The organism is Neorhizobium sp. T25_13 (assembly GCF_002968675.1).
Taxonomy (GTDB): Bacteria; Pseudomonadota; Alphaproteobacteria; order Rhizobiales; family Rhizobiaceae; genus Neorhizobium; species Neorhizobium tomejilense.
Genome location: NZ_PVBI01000003.1, coordinates 95816 through 114064, shown reverse-complemented (window position 1 = coordinate 114064; position 18249 = coordinate 95816). Strand labels below are relative to the sequence as shown.

The 18249-nt window shown below is 64.4% G+C and carries 19 protein-coding genes; 7 read left to right on the top strand and 12 right to left on the bottom strand.

All coding sequences use genetic code 11. The features are described 5' to 3' along the window. Positions 1-84 precede the first annotated feature (84 nt). On the bottom strand, positions 85-1038 hold the full coding sequence (locus tag C5J22_RS07525; RefSeq protein ID WP_105415078.1) for a metallophosphoesterase: 954 nt from the start codon (positions 1036-1038) through the stop codon (positions 85-87). A 140-nt stretch (positions 1039-1178) separates the two neighbouring features. On the opposite strand from C5J22_RS07525, the gene C5J22_RS07520 reads away from it, so the two are divergent. After that, a complete protein-coding gene (locus tag C5J22_RS07520) occupies positions 1179-1592 on the top strand; it encodes an NUDIX domain-containing protein (RefSeq protein ID WP_105437756.1) in 414 nt (137 codons plus the stop codon). Positions 1593-1790: 198 nt separating this feature from the next. Here C5J22_RS07520 and C5J22_RS07515 read toward each other — a convergent pair whose 3' ends face one another. Then, positions 1791-2780, bottom strand: coding sequence for a glutathione S-transferase family protein (locus C5J22_RS07515; RefSeq protein ID WP_105437755.1), 990 nt, complete (start codon positions 2778-2780; stop codon positions 1791-1793). A gap of 260 nt (positions 2781-3040) precedes the next feature. Between C5J22_RS07515 and C5J22_RS07510 the strand changes: the two genes are divergently transcribed. Further along, positions 3041-3559: a GNAT family N-acetyltransferase gene (locus C5J22_RS07510; protein ID WP_105415084.1), complete on the top strand. Its 519-nt coding sequence runs from the start codon at positions 3041-3043 to the stop codon at positions 3557-3559. A 77-nt stretch (positions 3560-3636) separates the two neighbouring features. After that, complete coding sequence (locus C5J22_RS07505) at positions 3637-4950, top strand: MFS transporter (RefSeq protein WP_105437754.1); 1314 nt, start codon at positions 3637-3639, stop codon at positions 4948-4950. On the opposite strand, the gene C5J22_RS07500 is transcribed toward C5J22_RS07505, so the two are convergent. From C5J22_RS07500 to C5J22_RS07470, 6 genes are all read right to left on the bottom strand, one after another. Continuing rightward, positions 4940-5371: a GNAT family N-acetyltransferase gene (locus C5J22_RS07500; RefSeq protein WP_105437753.1), complete on the bottom strand. Its 432-nt coding sequence runs from the start codon at positions 5369-5371 to the stop codon at positions 4940-4942. The two genes, C5J22_RS07505 and C5J22_RS07500, sit on opposite strands and share 11 nt — an antisense overlap. Before the next feature lie 40 nt (positions 5372-5411). Continuing rightward, a complete protein-coding gene (locus C5J22_RS07495) occupies positions 5412-5828 on the bottom strand; it encodes a GNAT family N-acetyltransferase (protein WP_105437752.1) in 417 nt (138 codons plus the stop codon). Positions 5829-5832: 4 nt separating this feature from the next. Then, positions 5833-7899, bottom strand: coding sequence for a hypothetical protein (locus tag C5J22_RS07490; protein ID WP_105437751.1), 2067 nt, complete (start codon positions 7897-7899; stop codon positions 5833-5835). A gap of 190 nt (positions 7900-8089) precedes the next feature. Further along, the gene (locus tag C5J22_RS07480; protein WP_105437749.1) at positions 8090-10930 is read right to left on the bottom strand and encodes a DUF4159 domain-containing protein; all 2841 of its coding nucleotides are present in this window, start codon (positions 10928-10930) and stop codon (positions 8090-8092) included. Then, positions 10927-11850, bottom strand: coding sequence for a DUF58 domain-containing protein (locus C5J22_RS07475; protein WP_105426932.1), 924 nt, complete (start codon positions 11848-11850; stop codon positions 10927-10929). The genes C5J22_RS07480 and C5J22_RS07475 overlap by 4 nt, the downstream gene beginning before the upstream one ends. Positions 11851-11875: 25 nt before the next feature. Then, positions 11876-12889, bottom strand: coding sequence for a MoxR family ATPase (locus C5J22_RS07470; protein WP_105426982.1), 1014 nt, complete (start codon positions 12887-12889; stop codon positions 11876-11878). Between the two features lie 235 nt (positions 12890-13124). Here C5J22_RS07470 and C5J22_RS07465 point away from each other — a divergent pair, with 235 nt between their 5' ends. The 3 genes from C5J22_RS07465 to C5J22_RS07455 are packed head-to-tail and all read left to right on the top strand — an operon-like array spanning position 13125 to position 15639. Beyond that, entirely contained in the window at positions 13125-13748 is a 624-nt protein-coding gene (locus tag C5J22_RS07465) for a DUF1285 domain-containing protein (RefSeq protein WP_105437748.1), read from the top strand. After that, the gene (locus C5J22_RS07460) at positions 13745-14380 is read left to right on the top strand and encodes a CoA pyrophosphatase (RefSeq protein WP_046668678.1); all 636 of its coding nucleotides are present in this window, start codon (positions 13745-13747) and stop codon (positions 14378-14380) included. Before C5J22_RS07465 ends, C5J22_RS07460 begins: the two co-directional genes overlap by 4 nt. Then, complete coding sequence (locus C5J22_RS07455; protein ID WP_105437747.1) at positions 14377-15639, top strand: CCA tRNA nucleotidyltransferase; 1263 nt, start codon at positions 14377-14379, stop codon at positions 15637-15639. The genes C5J22_RS07460 and C5J22_RS07455 overlap by 4 nt, the downstream gene beginning before the upstream one ends. Before the next feature lie 91 nt (positions 15640-15730). Here C5J22_RS07455 and C5J22_RS07450 read toward each other — a convergent pair whose 3' ends face one another. The 3 genes from C5J22_RS07450 to hemF all read right to left on the bottom strand — a co-directional run bounded on the left by C5J22_RS07450 (position 15731) and on the right by hemF (position 17334). After that, positions 15731-15922 carry a DUF1059 domain-containing protein gene (locus C5J22_RS07450; RefSeq protein WP_105400492.1) on the bottom strand — a complete coding sequence of 64 codons (192 nt, stop codon included), beginning with the start codon at positions 15920-15922 and terminating at the stop codon, positions 15731-15733. Between the two features lie 103 nt (positions 15923-16025). After that, positions 16026-16292 carry a hypothetical protein gene (locus C5J22_RS07445; RefSeq protein ID WP_245437576.1) on the bottom strand — a complete coding sequence of 89 codons (267 nt, stop codon included), beginning with the start codon at positions 16290-16292 and terminating at the stop codon, positions 16026-16028. Between the two features lie 127 nt (positions 16293-16419). After that, entirely contained in the window at positions 16420-17334 is a 915-nt protein-coding gene (hemF, locus tag C5J22_RS07440) for an oxygen-dependent coproporphyrinogen oxidase (RefSeq protein WP_105437746.1), read from the bottom strand. Positions 17335-17509: 175 nt separating this feature from the next. On the opposite strand from hemF, the gene C5J22_RS07435 reads away from it, so the two are divergent. Continuing rightward, complete coding sequence (locus C5J22_RS07435; protein WP_037076370.1) at positions 17510-17767, top strand: hypothetical protein; 258 nt, start codon at positions 17510-17512, stop codon at positions 17765-17767. Between the two features lie 9 nt (positions 17768-17776). On the opposite strand, the gene C5J22_RS07430 is transcribed toward C5J22_RS07435, so the two are convergent. Further along, the gene (locus C5J22_RS07430) at positions 17777-18208 is read right to left on the bottom strand and encodes a hypothetical protein (protein WP_105437745.1); all 432 of its coding nucleotides are present in this window, start codon (positions 18206-18208) and stop codon (positions 17777-17779) included. Positions 18209-18249 lie beyond the last annotated feature (41 nt).

Below are 18249 nucleotides of genomic sequence, written 5' to 3'. Positions count from 1 at the left end.
TACCTGTGATCTACTTCAATAACCGGAACGAACTCATAGCTATGACGGGATTGTGGCGATTCCGCAACAATCGCGCCATTGATTCTACAACATTCTCGCGACTTGCGGAATCGACATCGTCGCTGGCTCCTCACCGTAGAGAAGCCGGCTGTTGTCGAGCGCAACGCCGTCGCCCCGTTCCGTGAGGCCATAACGGTCGCAAAGAAGATTCCAGGCACCGGGCTCGCCGGAGAGCGTGAAGAGGTTGTAGGCGGCGCGCGGCTTGTGTCCGCCAGGTCCCTGGGACGCCGACGCGATGCCGACCACCGGCACGTTGCCGGTATGGCTTCGCAGCCAGTAGAGCGTGTTGAGATGGGTATGCCCATGCAGCACCAGTTCCGCGCCACCGGTGGAGATCGCCGCTGCGAACCGGCGGATGCCGAGCATGCGCTTGTGCGAGGAGGCGGCACCGCGGATTGGCGGATGGTGGATCAGCACCACCCGGAAGAGGCCTTCGTCTCCGGCTTTCTTCAACAGGTTGACCGTCTCGCGGGCTTGGCGCGAGCCGAAATATCCCGAGGCCGAAAAGGGCAGGGTGGCATTGGAGGTCGAGCAGCCGATGATGGCGATCGGACCCCGACAGCGCAGGGTCGGAAAGATATGGTCGTCTTCGGGCCATTCGGCGGGGTCGTCGTCGCTCTTGATGAACGGATACCATTCGTTGACCGACTTGTCGTGCGCGCCCGGCACATAGGCGTCGTGGTTGCCGGGCACGAAAGTCGTATCATAGGGGTCGCCGATGGTGCGCAGCCACTCGCCGGCAAGCCGCGTCTCGATCTTGGTCGCCAGGTTGACGAGGTCGCCGGTGATGACGAGCTGGTCCGGTTCGCGCGTCTTCAAATCGCTCAAAAGCAGGTCGAGCGTGTTGACGAAAAGGTGCTTGCGCCGATTGCGGTGCCAGTTCACAAACCCGGTGATCCGCTTCGAGAAAAGCTCGCGAAGCGTCAGGTTTGGAAGCGGCCCCAGATGGATGTCGGAAATATGCGCGAATTTGAACATGGCGCACACATAACGCATGAGTGCAGAAATCGTTATCGATTTTCTGGGCGCTCCCGGAGTTATGAATGAGTGGCGAAGGGATGCCGTAAATCCGCAACGGGCGGACCCGGATCGTCGTCTGGCTGCTGCACCGGGTCTTCATGCTGACGCGCGGCATGACGCTCGGGGTGCGCGCCGCCTGCTTCGACGGCGAAGGCCGCATCTTCCTCGTGCGTCATACCTATGTTCCCGGCTGGTACATGCCGGGCGGTGGCGTCGAACGCGGAGAGACGGTGCTCGACGCGCTGCGCAAGGAACTACGCGAGGAAGGCAATCTGGAGATCTGCGGGGAGATTTCGCTCTTTCACGCCTATTACAATCGCAATGCCAGCAAACGCGACCACGTGCTGTTCTATCGGGTGACGGTGGAGCAGACGGCTCCGCGTGCGCCGGATCGGGAGATTGCCGAGAGCGGATTCTTCGCGCTGGATGCGCTGCCTAAGGAGACGACCGCGGCGACGCTGCGGCGGTTGCGGGAGTTGAAGGGCGAGGTGGAGAGGGCGGACTACTGGTGAGGGATCCCAGTTTGCCCCTCATCCGCCCTGCCGGGCACCTTCTCCCCGTTCTGACGGGGAGAAGGACAGATGCCGCACCGTCTCACCCTATCGGCAACGCTTTGGTTTGAAGGGGACCGGGAGCTTGCCGCTTGCGTCCTTCGCCCCGCTTGCGGGGAGAAGGTGCCGGCAGGCGGATGAGGGGCAGATGCGTCTCGATCAAGCCACCCGCTTCACCTTCTCCCGCCCATGCGGTGCGTCGAGGTCTATCACCGGGCCGACGGGGACGATGCCGGTCGGGTTGATGGTCTTGTGGCTCTCATAATAGTGGTGCTTGATGTGGAACAGGTTGCAGGTCTCGGCGATGCCGGGTTGCTGATAGAGATCAGCGAGATAGCCGGACAGGTTCGGGTAGTCCGCTATGCGGCGGATGTTGCACTTGAAGTGGCCGACATAGACCGGATCGAAGCGGAGCAGCGTGGTGAACAGGCGCCAGTCCGCCTCGGTCGTAGTGTCGCCGAACAGGTAGCGGCTGCCTGACAGGCGCTGTTCCAGAATGTCGAGGGTTTCGAACAGCCGGGTGACGGCGGCTTCGTAGGCGTCCTGGGCGGTTGCGAAACCGGCCTTGTAGACGCCGTTGTTCACCGTGTCGTAGACGAGCGCGTTCAGTTCGTCGATCTTGCCGCGCAGTGCCTGCGGATAAAAATCCACTGTCGAGCCGGTCAGGCCGTCGAAGGCGCTGTTGAACATGCGGATGATCTCGGAACTCTCGTTCGAGACGATGGTGTTCTCAAGCTTGTCCCAGAGGACGGGCACGGTGACGCGGCCGGAATAGTTTGGATCGGCCTTCAGGTAGACCTGGTAGAGATAGTCCGAGCCGAACAGGTCGTCGCCGGTGGCGCCGTCGCGTTTCCGGAACTCCCAGCCGTTCTCCAGCATCAGGTAATCGACGACGGAGACCGAGACCAGGTCCTCGAGCTTTTTCAGCTTGCGGAAGATCAGGGTGCGGTGCGCCCAGGGACAGGCATAGGAAACATAGAGGTGGTAGCGCCCGGCTTCGGCCTTGAAACCTTGCCTGCCGGAGGGACCGGCGGAACCGTCCGCGGTCACCCAGTTGCGGAACTGCGATTCGGCCCGCTTGAAATGGCCCTTGTTTTCCTTGGTATCGTACCAGACGTCCTGCCATCTTCCTTCGACGAGCCTGCCCATGGTTATCTCCTTGGATTTTCCTTGAGGTGATAGATACGGCACCGGCTGCCGAATACGAGGCAGGATTTTATGAACGGTGTGTTTTTGCGTTGGACGCGGGAAATTTTTCCTGCTAATTCGCTTTCCGGATTTTAAGGATACTTTCCTCTATGACCGAAGTGCGGACACTGCGACGACGCTGATCATCGACCACGACGCTTGAACAGGCGTCATCGAGATCCCTTGTCCTGTCCGCTCTCAATCTACGGCTTCGGTCCTTCATGTCTCAGCACAACGCCCTCTATAAGCACGAACTCGTTTATCTCACGGAAGATGCATCCCATGATGAGGTCATCGAACTCATCAACGCGGAAGCCTTCGGCCCCGGGCGCCATACCCGCGCCGCCGCCCGCATCCGCGAGCAGGGGCCGCATGACCGAACACTCTCCTTCGTCTGTGCCGATGACGGCGAAACGATCGCTTCGGTCAGGATGACGCCGGTCCATGCGGGTTCGGTGAAGGGCCACCTGCTCGGGCCGCTTGCGGTGCGGCCGTCGCACAAGAACCAGGGCATCGGCCGGGAACTGGTGCGGATCGCCATCGAAGCGGCGAGGCGCCAGGGTTCCGAAGCGGTGATCCTGGTCGGCGACCCGCCTTATTACGGTCCGCTCGGATTCGAGAAAGTTGCCTATGGCGCGCTGGAATTCCCGGGACCTGTCGATCCCGGCCGGGTGCTGGTCGTGCCGATCGCAGCCGACGTGCATGCGCGGCTCAAGGGCGTCATCGGCTGGCGCGAATAGGCCATTTCCTTTAAGCAGATGACGGATCGGTCGGCGAAAGCCGGCCGCACGATTCGTCGAAGCGGGGGACCGGGCGCATGACAGCAATCACCATGGACGAGGCGCTCGATCGCGCCGGAGCGGGGACCTATCAGCGACGGCTGATGGGTGTTTTCGGCCTCGTCTGGACGGCCGATGCGATGCAGGTGCTGGCGGTCGGTTTCACCGCCGCCTCTATCGCGGCAACTTTCGGGCTGACCGTGCCGCAGGCGCTGCAAACGGGCACGGCCTTCTTCTTCGGCATGCTGCTCGGCGCGCTCGGTTTCGGAAGGCTTGCCGACCGGATCGGCCGCCGCCGGGTGCTGATCGTCACGGTCGCCTGCGACGCGCTGTTCGGCACGCTCTCCATCTTTGCCCCGGATTTCACCATCCTGCTTGTGCTGCGCTTCCTGACCGGCGCTGCCGTCGGCGGTACGCTGCCGGTCGATTATGCAATGATGGCGGAGTTCCTGCCTGCCAGGAACCGTGGCCGCTGGCTGGTCCTGCTCGAAGGCTTCTGGGCAGTCGGGACGCTGATCGTGGCGCTCGCCGCCTGGGCCGCAAGCCTTGCCGGCGTCGCTGATGCCTGGCGTTATATCTTTGCGGTCACCGCCATTCCGGCGATTGCCGGCATCGGCCTGCGTTTCCTGGTGCCGGAATCGCCGCTCTACCTGATGCGCTCGGGCCGCAATGACGAGGCGAGGGCGATCGTCGACCGGATGCTCGTCGTCAACGGTCGTCCGCAGCTCGGGGCTGGCACCAGCCTGGTCCCGCCGCCGCCGGTCAAGGCGACCGGCATCTTCTCGGGCGAGTTGCGCCAGCGCAGCATCATGATCCTGGCGATCTGGTTCCTTGTCTCGGTCTCCTATTACGGCGTCTTTACCTGGATGCCGGCGAGGCTCGCCGGCGAGGGCTTCGGTTTCGTGCGCGGTTACGGCTTTCTGGTACTGGTCGCGCTGGCGCAGCTTCCGGGGTATGCGCTTGCCGCCTATGGCGTGGAGAAATGGGGCCGCAAGCCGACGCTGATCGGCTTCTGCCTGCTCTCGGCGCTAGGCTGCCTGATGTTTGTCGTCGCGCCGAGTGCCCTCCTGGTCGGGGCCGCGCTGCTGATCATGAGCTTTGCGCTGCTCGGCACCTGGGGTGCGCTCTATGCCTATACGCCGGAACTTTATCCGACCGCGTCGCGGGCGACCGGCATGGGGGCAGCCGGCGCCATGGCGCGTCTCGGCGGCCTGCTGGCGCCGTCGCTGGTCGGTTATGTCGTGGTTCAGGGGCTTGGCCTGACGATCGGCATCTTTGCCGGCCTGCTGGTGCTGGCGGCGATTGCCGCGACGATGATCAATGCGGAAACGCGGCAGGCCTCTATCGCCTGAGCTGGAACCGTTTTTGCAGCCACGTCACCGAATGGCCTCCTTCGAGGCCCTTCAGCGTGCCAATCTCTGTGTAACCCTGCTTCAGATAAAGCTTGAGTGCGGCGGGGTTCATCGTGTCGATATAGGCGCCGATCGCGCCGCGAGCTTTGGCTTCGGCTTCGGCCATGTCGAGCATGCGGGCGGCAAGGCCGCGGCCGCGCAGTTCGTCGGGGATGTAGAGCATCGAAACATAGAGCCAGCCGCGGCCGGTATAACCGGTCAGCCCGCCGATGAGGTTGCCGTCGTCGTCATGCAGCGGCACCGCCAGCTCGCGGCGGTCGGTGGGGCCGAACGTCGCTGCATTGTGGGTCATCAGCCGTTCGAGGATGAAATCCTCCTCGTCGGCGGTCATGCCTTCGATGATTTTCAGGTCGATATCCATGCGGCTATTCCCGTCTCCATGTTCGGAGCGCACGGATAACCTACAGAGCTTTCCTGAGGAAGGTGCGGGTGCGGCCCTTCGGAAATTCCAGCAGTTCCCCGAAGATTTCGTAGCCCTGGCGCATATAGGCCTTGCGGGCGACCGGGCTGAACGTATCGATCCAGGCACCGTGACAACCGCGCGCGCGGGCTTCCTGTTCGGCCTGGCTCAGCAGCTTGCCGGCCATGCCTTCACCCCGCAATGTTTCCGGGATGAACAGCCATTGGGTGAAGAGCCAGCCCCAGGCCGTATAGCCGGAAAGCCCGCCGATAACCTTTCCATCGATATCGCGGATCAGGATGGCGAGAGCTTGACGTTCCGACGGGCCGACATCGGCTTCGTTGAAGGCCGTCAGTCCCTCGCTGATCGCAGCCAGGTCCTCCGGCAGAGGCGAGGCGGTCATATCGAGCTGCGTCATACCTTTAGCGACCCTCGCGCCACCACATGGCCGCGACCGCCAACAGCAGCGCGGAGAGGCCGGCAAAGCCGGCAAACAGCGGCAGCGTGTTGATGCCGCGCAGCACCGTCTCGTCGGTCAGGCGGATGATCATGCGGTTGGGATCGTTGACGCGCACTTCGCCGCGCACCGGCAATATGTCCGGCAGCGAGATGCCGTTGCCCGAGGCGACGCGGGTGACGAGCCCGCGGGTCTTGTCGGCATAGGGTTTCAACGTGGCCTCGGTCGAGATCATCGCCTTGAATTCCGGCGCATCCACGGTGCCGACATGCACGAGCGTCGAAAACTGGCCGTTGGTGACCTCGAACAGGCCGGTCTCTTCCATGCGGCGTTCCAGCCGGTATTGGCCGGGACCGGCCGCCGTCATAGGCAAGGTCTCGGTGCGGCCGGACGGATATTTGATCGTCGCGGGGCCTGGATCGTCGCCGATCGTCTGGCGGGTTGCTTCGAGCGTGCGGCCGACGGCGCGGGCGGTCAGCGCCTCTTCCTCGAGTTCCGGTTCCTTCATCAGCCAATGGGCGATGCGGCGATAGAGCGAGACGTGCGGGCCGCCGCCTTCGAAACCGCGGGCCCAGAGCCAGCCCTGGTCGGAGAGCAGCATGGCGACGCGGCCTTCGCCCTGCCGGTTGAGGACGAGCAGCGGGCGGTCGCCGTCGCCTTCCATGACGGTCTGGCCCTGCGGCGTATCGACGTCGATGGTGCGGAACCAGCGGCCCCAGGCCGGCGGGTTGGCATTGGAGCCGTCGAGCCCGCGGGTCACGGGGTGTTTTTCGCCCTCCGGCGACAGATGCGGATAAAAGGCGGCGCTGTGGACTTCGCCGGTCGGTGCGGCCGGCAGGACCTGCTCAAGCGGCGTCGAGGCGATCGAATCCTCGCCGGCATGTTCGGGGCCGGCAGCGATCAGCAGCGCGCCGCCATTGTTCACGTACTGGGCGATGTAGTCGTAATAGAGGATCGGCAGAACGCCGCGGTGCTTGTAGCGGTCGAAGATGATCAGGTCGAAATCCTTGATCTTCTCGACGAACAGTTCGCGGGTCGGGAAGGCGATCAGCGACAGTTCGTTGATCGGCGTGCCGTCCTGTTTTTCCGGCGGGCGCAGGATGGTGAAGTGGACGAGGTCGACCGACGCATCGGACTTCAACAGATTGCGCCAGGCGCGCTCGCCGGCATGCGGTTCGCCGGAGACGAGCAGGACGCGCAGGTTCTGGCGGATGCCGTCGATGACGTGAACGGCGCGGTTGTTGGCGATCGTCACCTCGCCTGGAAGCTCGGCGACCGAAAATTCCATGACATTGTTGCCGCCGCGCGGAACGGTGAAGGAGAAGGGCGTCTCCTGGCCGGGCGTGGCGCGCAGCGTCGCAGTCTGCTGACCGTTCATGCGCACGGTGACCTGTGCCGGGCCGCCGCCGGTGCGACCGTCGTCGAAGACCCGCAGCGTCAGTTCCTGTTCCTCGCCGACGATGCCGAAACGGGGCGCGCGGACCACTTCGACGCGGCGGTCGAACTCGTCGGGCTTGCCGGTGATCAGGCCGTGGACGGGGGCGTTGAAGCCGAGGTCCTGGTTGATGCCGGGCAGGTCGTGGATCTGGCCGTCGGTCAGGAAGACCGCACCGCCGATACGGGCCGGCGGTACGTCGGAAATGGCGGAACGAAGGGCAGTGAACAGCTTTGTCGACGGCGTGTCGGATTCGCCGTCGTCATCGACCTCGACAATGCGCGTCTCGATGCGCGGGTAGCGGGAGAACCGGTCCTGCAGGCTCGCGAGTGCCTCGTCGGTCTGCTCTTTGCGCTGGGCGGTATCCTGGCTCTGCGAGCGGTCGACGATGATCGGCACCACGGTCGAAAGCTGGTCGCGGTCCTCCTGCAGCAGCGTCGGGTTGGCGAGCGCCAGGAGCAGGGCGGCGAGTGCCAGCGTGCGCAGGGTAGCGCCGCGGATGCCGCGCCAGAAGGCAAGGCCTGCGACGATCAGCGCAAAGACGCCGAGCGCGGCGAGGATCGGCCAGGAGAAGAAGGGCGCGAATTCGATGGTCATGAGGATTTCCCTCTATTGGCCGGGGAAATTGCGGTTACCCCCTCATCCGATCCTTCGGACCACCTTCTCCCCGCTGGGGAGAAGAGGGAGTTTGCCGCGACGGCGCCGTTCCTCCTCTCCCCTTGGGGAGAGGGTCGCCGAGCGTAGCGGAGGCGGGGTGAGGGGGAACGCGTCATACGCTGGTTTTCCCTCACTGCCCAAGCCGCTCAAGCAGAGCCGGGACGTGCACCTGGTCGGCTTTGTAGTTGCCGGTCAGCATGTACATCATGATGTTGACGCCGGAGCGATAGGCATATTCGCGCTGCATCTCGTCCGGGGGGACGGTGGGAAGAACAGGCCCGCCCTGGCTGTCGACTGCCCAGGCGCCGGCAAAATCGTTGCCGGTGATCAGCAGCGGCGTCACGCCGTCGCCGCTGGAGGAGAGCTGCGCGCCGGTGTTCTTGGCTTCCTGCCGCGCCTCGACCCAAAGGGGGCTGCCGGTATAGCGGCCAGGGAAATTGGTGAGCAGGTAGAACGAACGGGTCAGCACATGGTCGGCCGGCGTCGGCTCCAGCGGCGGGATGTCGATATTGGCGAGGATCGCCTGCAGCCGTTCGCCATTTGGCGTAGTGCCGCCTCCATCGAGCGACGAATACTGGTCGCGCGTGTCGAAGAGCACCGTGCCGCCGTTGCGCATGTAGGCGTCGATCCGGGAGATCGCCGCTTGGCTGGGCATCGGTGCCGTGGCGGAGATCGGCCAGTAGATGATCGGATAGAATGCGAGTTCGTCCTTGGTGATATCGAGACCGACCGGGGCGCCGGGTTCCAGCGTCGTGCGGTAGGTGAGGAATTGGCTGAGACCTTCGAGACCCTGTTCGGAAATGCTGTCGACGTCCCTCTCGCCGGTCACGACATAGGCGAGGTGGGTCGTATCCAGCCGTTCGAGGATCTGCTCGTCACCGGGCTTGGCTCCGGCACCGGGCGGCATCTCCTGCGCTTGCAACGGGCTCGGGACGAAGGCGAGGAGGCCGAAGGTGACGGCGGCGATGACCGCCGCGGCACTGCCGGCGGTGCGGCGACGGGTAGGCACGCGGGAGAAGGCGCCGTTCATGAAGAGCACCACAAGGCTGTCGAGGATCAGCATCGCCAGGGCGGCTGCAAAAAGGGCGGGACGCAGCGATACGGCTTCGCCGCCAGCGAGGCCTTCGCGCACCAGCGGCCGGCCGGCCGTGGTCGGATCGAAGCGGGCAATGACGGTCTTCGGCGCCAGCAGGTTGACGGCGGTGAAGCCGTCCTCGGTGCCGTAAAGGCCGGGCGGGTGGTCGAAACTCGCGACCGGCACCTGGTTGGCGGCAATCGCGATCGGTCGAGCCGTTCCGGTTTCGGTGGTGAGCACGCCGTCGGCGGTGAGCAACCGGTAGGGAGCCAGCGTCGCCGCGGTCCCCTCTGCTCCCGAGCCGGACGACGCGGCACCGCCGGCACGGGCGAGCTGCACCAGGCGGCGGAGCATTTCGACGAAATTGCCCGACAGCGGCAGGTTGGACCAGGTGGCTTCGGCGCTCGTGTGGAAGAGTACGATGCGGCCGGCCTCGACTTCCTTTTCGGTGACGAGCGGCGTTCCGTCGGCAAGGCTTGCCCAGGTGCGTTCGGCAAGATCCGGCGTCGGTTCGGCGAGAACCTGGCGGGTGACCGTGATGTCGGCGGCGCGCGGCAGGCCGGCGAAGGGGCCGAAGCCCGGGAAATCGGCGAGCGACTGCGGCTCCGACCAGGACATGGCACCGCCGAGCGCGCGTTCGCCCTGGCGCAGGATGACCGGCACCAGCGGATCGTCGGCGGGGGCGGCGGCAAGGCGCGGACCGGCAAAGCGGATCAGCGTGCCCCCTTGAGCGATCCATCGCTGCAGCGGCGCATAGGATTCGGAGGGCAGGCGGCCGACGTCGGCGAGGATGATGGCGGACGGATTGCCCTGCAGGATCTGCGGGATGGCGACCGAAAGATCTGCGGTGTTCGGCTGGATGACGTCCGCATAGGGCAGGAGCGCGCGGCTGATGTAATAGAGCGGCTGCAGGAGCGGCTGGAAATCGCTGCCGCTTTCGCCGGCGAGAAGAGCGATGCGGCGGCGCTTGAAGCCATCGTCGAGCAGGTGTGCCGCGCCGGCCGTGGCAAGCCCGTCGATGTTGAGCCGGGCGAAATCGTTGCGCAGTTCGAACGGCGAGGCGATCTCGGCGGTGGCAGTCGCTGCACCCGCATCGAAGCGCAGCGTGCCGGAGGCGAGCGCGCGCCCTTGGGCGTCCAGCGCGTTGACGTTCATCTGCTGCGCCGATGCGGTCGAGAGGCGCGTCGCGGTCACCGACATGGCGGCGGCGTTGTTGACCGCGTCTGTCAGCGCCACGGCGCTGTGGCCGTCGCCTTCGATCAGGCGCATTTCGGCGGGTGAGAGGGCTGCGAGCGTCGACATGGCTTCGTTGTCGCCAGCCGCCGCCATGCCGTCCGAAAGGATGGCCAGAGTGCCGGGACGGGCGCCGTTCATGGCTTCTCTCACCGCCTGGGCGGCGCGGGCGCGATCCGGAACCAGCGGCTTGGGGCTTGCGGCCGTCAGCTTGTCGCGGGCAGCGGCTGCCGTGCCGGGCACGGCCTCATGGCCGGCATCGGCTGTGAAGGTGATCGACACCGGCACGTCGGCGCTTTCGGCGTCATCGATCAGGAGGTTGGCGGTCTGGACGCGGCGCTCCCAGTCGGCTGCTGTCGCCCAGCCATTGTCGATGACGACAACCAGCGGGCCGCCGGCATTCAGGGAGTTGGCGCGCGGGTTCATGACCGGATCGGCGATCGCCAGGATCACGGCGGCGGCCAGCAGCATCCGCAGCAGCGTCAGCCACCACGGGCTCTTCGAGGGCGTTTCCTCACGCTTCAGGACCGTTGCCAGGATCCGGAGCGGCGGGAAGACTTCCGCCTTCGGGCGCGGCGGGGTGAGCCGCAGCAGCCACCAGATGACCGGCAGCGCGATCAGGCCGAAGAGAATGGCGGGATTTGCGAAGATGAGCGCGCTCATGACCTGCCTCCGCCCGGCTTTTGCGCCGGCAAGCCCGACAGATAACCATGCACGGCGACCAGCGCCTCGGAGGCGAGATGATCGGTCCGGTGGAAGACAAAACTCCAGCCGAGCCGCCGCAGCGATTCACCCAGCGCATCGCGGCGGGCGAAATAGGCGCGCTGGTAATCCTCGCGGATCATCTCGGCGCGGCCGGAGACGAGTTTCTCGCCGGTTTCGGGATCGGTGAATTCTGTGCGGCCGGTATAGGGGAAAGTCTCCTCTGCCGGATCGGCGATCTCGACCACATGGCCGCGCAGCCCGCGGCGTCCGAGCGGGGTGATGCGTTCCATCACCCGGTCGGCGTCGTCGAGGAAATCGCCGATCAGCACGATGTCGCTGTGACCGCGGATCATCGCGGTGTCCGGCAGGCCGGTGGTCAGCGGCGCGTGCATGATCGAGGCGGCAAGCCGTTCGGCGGCGTTGCGGGACGATACCGGCTCCATGATGCCGGGGCAGCCGATCCGCTCGCCGGACCGGGCAAGGATTTCGGCCAGCGCCAGCATCAGCACCAGCGCCCGGCTTTCCTTCGAGGCAATGGCGAGCGTCGACTTGTACATCATCGACGGCGACATGTCGGCCCAGAGCCAGACGGTGTGGGCGGCTTCCCATTCGCGTTCGCGGACATAGGTATGGTCGTCGCGGGCCGAGCGCCGCCAGTCGATGCGAGACAGGCTTTCACCCTCGGCATAAGGCCGGAACTGCCAGAAATTTTCGCCGATGCCGCGCTTGCGGCGGCCATGCCAGCCGGCGATCACCGTGTTGGCGATACGCTTGGCTTCCACCATGCAGTCCGGCACAAGCGTCGCGCGGGCCTGGGCTCGGGAGAGGAGTTCGCTACTCGGTGTCTGCTCTACGATCTGGCCAATGGTGGATGCCACGCAGGTTCCTTTCTAGCCGGCGGACTTAGCCGCGGGCCTGCTTCACCAGACCGGCGATGACGTCGCGTACCGACATGCCTTCGGCGCGCGCCGCAAACGTCAACGCCATGCGGTGCTCCAGCACCGGTTCGGCAAGCGCATAGACGTCGTCCAGCGATGGAGCCAGACGGCCTTCGTAGAGGGCGCGGGCACGGGCCGTCAGCATCAGCGACTGGCCGGCGCGCGGGCCGGGACCCCAGGCGACATGCTTGTCGGTATGGGCATTGCCATGGCCGGGGCGGGCGGAGCGCACCAGCGACAGGATCGCATCGACCACCTTGTCGCTGACCGGCATCTGTCGGATCAGCACCTGGATTTCCTGAAGGCGGGCAGAGTCGATCACGCCCCGCGCCTTGGATTCCGAAAGGCCGGTGGTTTCGAGCAGGATCTGCCGCTCGGCGGCGAGTTCCGGATACAGCACGTCGACCTGCAGCAGGAAGCGGTCGAGCTGCGCTTCCGGCAGCGGGTAGGTACCTTCCTGCTCCAGCGGGTTCTGGGTCGCGAGCACGTGGAAGGGGGCGGGCAGATCGTAACGCTGGCCGGCGACCGTGATATGGTATTCCTGCATGGATTGCAGCAGCGCCGACTGGGTGCGCGGCGAGGCGCGGTTGATTTCGTCGGCCATCAGGAGCTGGGCGAAGACCGGGCCCTTGATGAAGCGGAAGGAGCGGCGGCCGGCATCGTCCGTATCCATCACTTCCGAGCCGAGAATGTCGGAGGGCATCAGGTCGGGGGTGAACTGGATGCGGTTGGCGCCGAGACCGAGCACGGTGCCGAGCGTGGTGACGAGCTTGGTCTTGGCAAGGCCGGGGACGCCGACGAGCAGCGCATGGCCACCGGACAGGACGGCCAGCAGCGTGTTCTCGACCACTTTTTCCTGACCGAAGATCACCTTGGCGACTTCGGTGCGGATGGCGGCGATGTCGGAAAGGGCCATTTCGGCGGCAGCGATGATGGCTTTCTCATCGAGGACGGTATCGGTGGAATTCATCAGGCCCATGTCGCTCTCCATCATCCAAAACTGGCTGGCATCCAGAACCGGCAGGCACTCAGAAACCGACTGGCTTTCCAAGGCCGGGCTCTTCATATCCCGGCATCGAATCGCTGCATCGCAGCATCCGGCTTATCCGATCAAACTTATTCCCCGAAATATGGCTGACAAGCACGTATTGAATGACTATCTCGTGAGGAACAATTGCTTTGGTGAATGCTTAAGGTCGAACCGGGACTGAAAGATGGCAGCGCAAACGATAAATTCGGCACCCGATGCCGCAGGGCTTGCGGCCCTGATTTCGCGCGCTTCCGAGCAAACCGGCGACGGAAAGCGCGGCTTGCCGCCCGTCGACAAGTGGAATCCACCCTTCTGCGGCGATATCGACATGGAAATCCGTGCCGACGGCACCTGGTTCTACATGGGCACGCCGATCGGTCGTGCACCGCTGGTGCGGCTGTTTTCAACGGTGCTGCGCAGGGACGAGGACGGCAGCACCTACCTCGTAACACCTGTGGAAAAAGTCGGCATCCGGGTCGTGGACGCACCCTTCCTCGCCGTCGAGATGCAGGTGACGCAGCGTGAAGGCCGGCAGGTGCTCACGTTCAGGACAAATGTCGGTGATGTGGTCGAGGCAAGCGCGGAACATCCCTTGCGCTTCGAAATCTCCGGCGAAAACCGCGAGCTGAAACCCTATCTCCTGGTGCGCGGCCGGCTGGAGGCGCTCGTTTCCCGCGCGGTCATGTACGATCTCGTGGAACTGGGCGAGGCGATCGTGATAGACGAGGTGCCGATGTTCTCCGTCCGCTCCGGAACGGAGGTCTTTGCCGTGATGCCCAAGGCCGAATTGGACGCCTTATCGCAATGAGTGACTTTCCCCTTTTTTCGGCCGGCGATTTCCGCCGCCGGGCGCTGAACCAGAACGGTGGGCCGATCGATCACGCCTGGCGCGACCACGGCGACCATCTGCTCAATCCGACGCTGGTGGATTTCGCCGCGGGGCTGAAGCTGAAGGATGCGGCGGTGCTGGTGCCCGTCGTCGACGACGGCGACGGGGCGAAGGTAATCCTGACGCAGCGGACATCGACGATGCGCAAGCACTCCGGGCAGATCGCCTTTCCGGGCGGCGGGATCGATCCGCAGGATCGGTCGCCGGAACAGGCGGCATTGCGCGAGGCGGAAGAAGAGATCGGCCTCGACCGTTCCTTCGTCGAAACGCTGTCGCGCCTGCCGACCTATTACGCGGCGACCGGTTTCCGCATCACGCCGGTGCTCTCCGTGGTCAGGCGCGGCTTCGAGATCACGCCCAATCCGGCCGAGGTGGACGATGTCTTCGAGGTGCCGCTGTCTTTCCTGATGAACGAGGCAAACCACCAGCGCGGCAGCCGCGAATGGGACGGCAAGGAGCGGCATTTCTACGTGATGCCCTACGAGGAACGAAACATCTGGGGCATTACCGCGGGCATTCTGCGCACGCTCTATGAAAGGCTTTATGCATGACCAGTGTAGCCGACGAGGCCTGGTTCCGGGACCCGGCGCTGCAGCGCATCCTGACCCTGCTCAATGCCGACGGCGGCGAGGCGCGGGTGGCGGGCGGCGCGGTGCGCAATGCGCTGATGGGGCTTCCCGTCGCCGATGTCGACGTCGCCACTACGCTTCGCCCGGAAAAGGTCGTCGAGCGCGCGGTTGCTGGCGGGATCAAGGCGGTCCCGACCGGTTTCGAGCATGGCACGGTGACGCTGGTCGTCGCCGGCCACGGCTTTGAAGTCACGACGTTGCGTCGCGATGTCGAGACCGACGGGCGGCGCGCCAAGGTCGCTTTCGGTACCGACTGGCAGGTGGACGCCGAACGGCGGGACTTGACGATCAACGCGCTTTATGCGGACGCTCAAGGCGTTGTGATCGACCTTGTGAACGGAATTCCGGATATCGAGACGCGCACCATTCGCTTCATCGGTGATGCGGCCGAGCGGATCGCCGAGGACTACCTGCGCATCCTGCGCTTCTTCCGCTTCTTTGCCCACTACGGTTCTGGCCGGCCGGATGCGGATGGCCTGAGGGCCTGCGCCCGCGCCAAGGACAAGCTCTCAACGCTGTCGGCCGAGCGGGTCTGGTCCGAGACAAAGAAACTCCTGTCCGCCGCCGATCCTTCCCGCGCACTGCTGTGGATGCGGCAGGCGGGCGTGCTCACCGAAATTCTGCCCGAGACGGAAAAGTGGGGTATCGACGGCATTCACGGCCTCGTGGCGGCCGAGAAGTCGCTCGGCTGGACGCCCGATCCGACATTGCGGCTGGCGGCGATCGTGCCGCCGGATGCCGAGCGGCTGGATGCACTCGCGAAGCGGCTGAAGATGTCGAATGCAGAGGCTGCCAAGCTTGCAGCCTGGGCGAATGCGCCGGTGCCGCCGGACGAGGTGACGGATGTCGGCTTCGACCGGCTGCTCTACCGGCAGGGCGCGGAGGGATTGGTCATGCGGCTGCGGCTCGCACTTGCCTCCGTTCGAACTACGGCCGAAGGCGATCCCGCGGCGATGCGTAAATCCGCGCGGCTGTCTGTCTTGCTGAAGAGGGCGGAGAACTACGAGAAGCCGGTCTTTCCGGTCAGTGGTGCCGATATCGTCGCAGCCGGCGTGCCCGCCGGAAAGCGGGTGGGAGAAATTCTGAAGGAACTGGAAGACTTCTGGGTGGAGCGCAACTTCGCCCTCGACCGGGCGGCACTGACCGCCCGGCTGGAGGATATGATCCGAAATTCGCTCTGACGTCAGGCAACTTGCTGCTCTGGCATCGCTTGGAAGCGAGGCCGCGAGCGTTCTGCGGCAGAACGGCTGGCGGCCCGGTACGCCCCAGGCGTCAGGCCGCCTCCGCGCCGTTTTCGTCGCGAATGCGCGCCTTAATGTTCTCGACCATGTTTTCGCGAATGATCTCTTCCCCGTGCACCGTGCGCAGATGCTCCACGGCGCGGCGGACCACTTCGGCGTCCTCGTCGGCACGGGTATGCCACTGGCAACCGGGCACAAGCGTCCCGCATTCGAACAGTCGCATGACATTTCCTCCTGTTAGCGTTGGACTGGAGGCGGCGGATATCTCCCATATCCGCCGGCGCCAACCTCGATAACTCGGAAACTACAAGGACCGTTCCCGACGCTTATTCGGAAAACGCCCAGGCGTGGAAGACGGAAGCCTGTTCCTGCCCCTTTTCCCGCGCCGTCTCGTCATTGGCGGCCGACATGGCAACCGACTTGCCGGCAAGCTGGCGCCTTACCTGGTCCACATAAAAGGCATGGGGGAGCTCACCGCCGGTTCTCGCGCGCATTTCCGTCGCGAGACGGTCGATCATGTCAGCAGTATCAAGGGAACGGGCGTCCTTGTTCTCAGACGCATCCGGCATTGGCATGCTATTCGGTGCCATCATGGCGATCCTCCTCCGGTACAACCAAGGGGACGCTACCACCATCGCAGCGATTCCGATATCGCATTTGTTAAGGGCGAGATATTGGGGCCCGTTTATACCCAAAATCGTTAATTTTGTGATCTTTTATCTAAGGCCACCTTACAACCGGAGGCAGTGACGACAGAATGGACTCGACGTTGCCGCCGGTCTTCAACCCGAAAATGGTGCCCCGGTCGTAGAGCAGGTTGAATTCGACATAGCGGCCGCGGCGGATCAGTTGCTCGTCGCGATCATGCTCCGTCCAGGGCTTGTTGAAATTGGCACGGACGATTTTCGGGTAGACGAGATTGAAGGCCCGGCCGACGTCCTGCACGAAGGCGAAATCCGCATCCCAGCCGCCTTTTTCCTCGACCGGATGCAGCCAGTCGAAGAAAATGCCGCCGACGCCGCGCGGTTCGTTGCGGTGCTTCAGGAAGAAATACTCGTCGCACCAGGCCTTGTAACGATCATAGTCGGCGACCGCCTCGTGGCGCTTGCAGGTGATCTCCATGACCCGGTGGAAGAGGGCGCTGTCGGGATCCGTCTGGGTGCGGCGCCGGTCGAGCACCGGGGTGAGATCGGCGCCGCCGCCGAACCACTGGCTCGACGTCACCACCATGCGGGTGTTCATGTGGACGGTCGGCACGTTGGGATTGACCGGATGGGCGATCAGCGAGATGCCCGTCGCCCAGAAGCGCGGGTCTTCCTCCGCACCCGGCATCTGGCTGCGGAAATCGTCGGAAAATTCTCCGTGTACGGTCGAGGTGTGGACGCCGACCTTCTCGAAGACGCGCCCCTCCATCATCGACATTCTGCCGCCGCCGCCGGCACCGCCGTCGCGCAGCCAGTCCTTGGGCTTGAAGCGGCCGGGCTCCTGATCGGCAAGAGGTCCGGTCAGCTCGGCCTCGAGACCTTCCAGAGAGGCGCAGATCGTGTCGCGCAGGCTCTCGAACCAGGCTCTCGCCGCCGCCTTCTTGTCTTCGATGTCCTCAGGCAATCCCTTGGGCAGTACCGGCCGTTCCATGTCTCTATTCCTCTCGCCATCCCCTTGGCGCGATTCGCATTTTTCCGATCGGGGATTAGCATTTCTGGCTTTCGCGAGCCATTCCATCGGTTGTCGCAGGTGGAAAATGAGACTCGCAAAGCGTGTCGCTGCGCATTATCTTTACCGCATAAACAGGTGCTGATCAGAGGCTTTCATGGCAAAGTTCACACCCCCGCCGCTCGACGGGCTGAAACGCAGGATCGACCGCCACCGGCAGGAAAAAGCCGGCGAGCGCCAGGGCATGTTCGTACGGCAGACCTTCCAGCTCTCGCGGGAAGAAGCCCGCGAAAAGGCGCGCGAATGGTTTCACGAATTTCCGAAGGCAGCCTACTGGACGGAAGTGGAAAGCTGGCGCCAGCTCGAAGGCGACCAGATCGAATTCACCATGCGCAGGTTGCCGACGGCGGATTGATCCGATCTGTCACTTCGGGTCCTCATAGGTGTAGAGCGCGCACATTTCGGCGCTGCTCTTCGGCGGATTTTTCCCCGTAAACACGGCGATCGCCGACATTCCCTTGGCCGACGCCCAGTTGGCGACATAGGTCACGTCGCCCGATCCGCAGAGTTGATTGCCGTTTTCGAGCTCCGGATCGGCCGGTTCCGCGACCCGGTAGACCGATCCCGGCACCCGCCTGCCGTCCACCCGGAAATTATCGGCAACGAGATCGGAGAATTCGAGAGTTTCCTCATTCTCGAAGGTGATGCCGAAGTCGTCGAGCCAGACGTCCCCGGTGACGCTCATCGCCGTCTTGCTGACCGCGGTATAGTGCTCTGCCTCCTGAGCGTGGACGGGCGAGGCCAACAAGATCATGGCGGCAGCGGTGATCGGGTAGCAGAGCAGGAAATTACGCATCGATGTCCCGGGGCTTGGTGTTTATGGCTTTCGGGAGAACG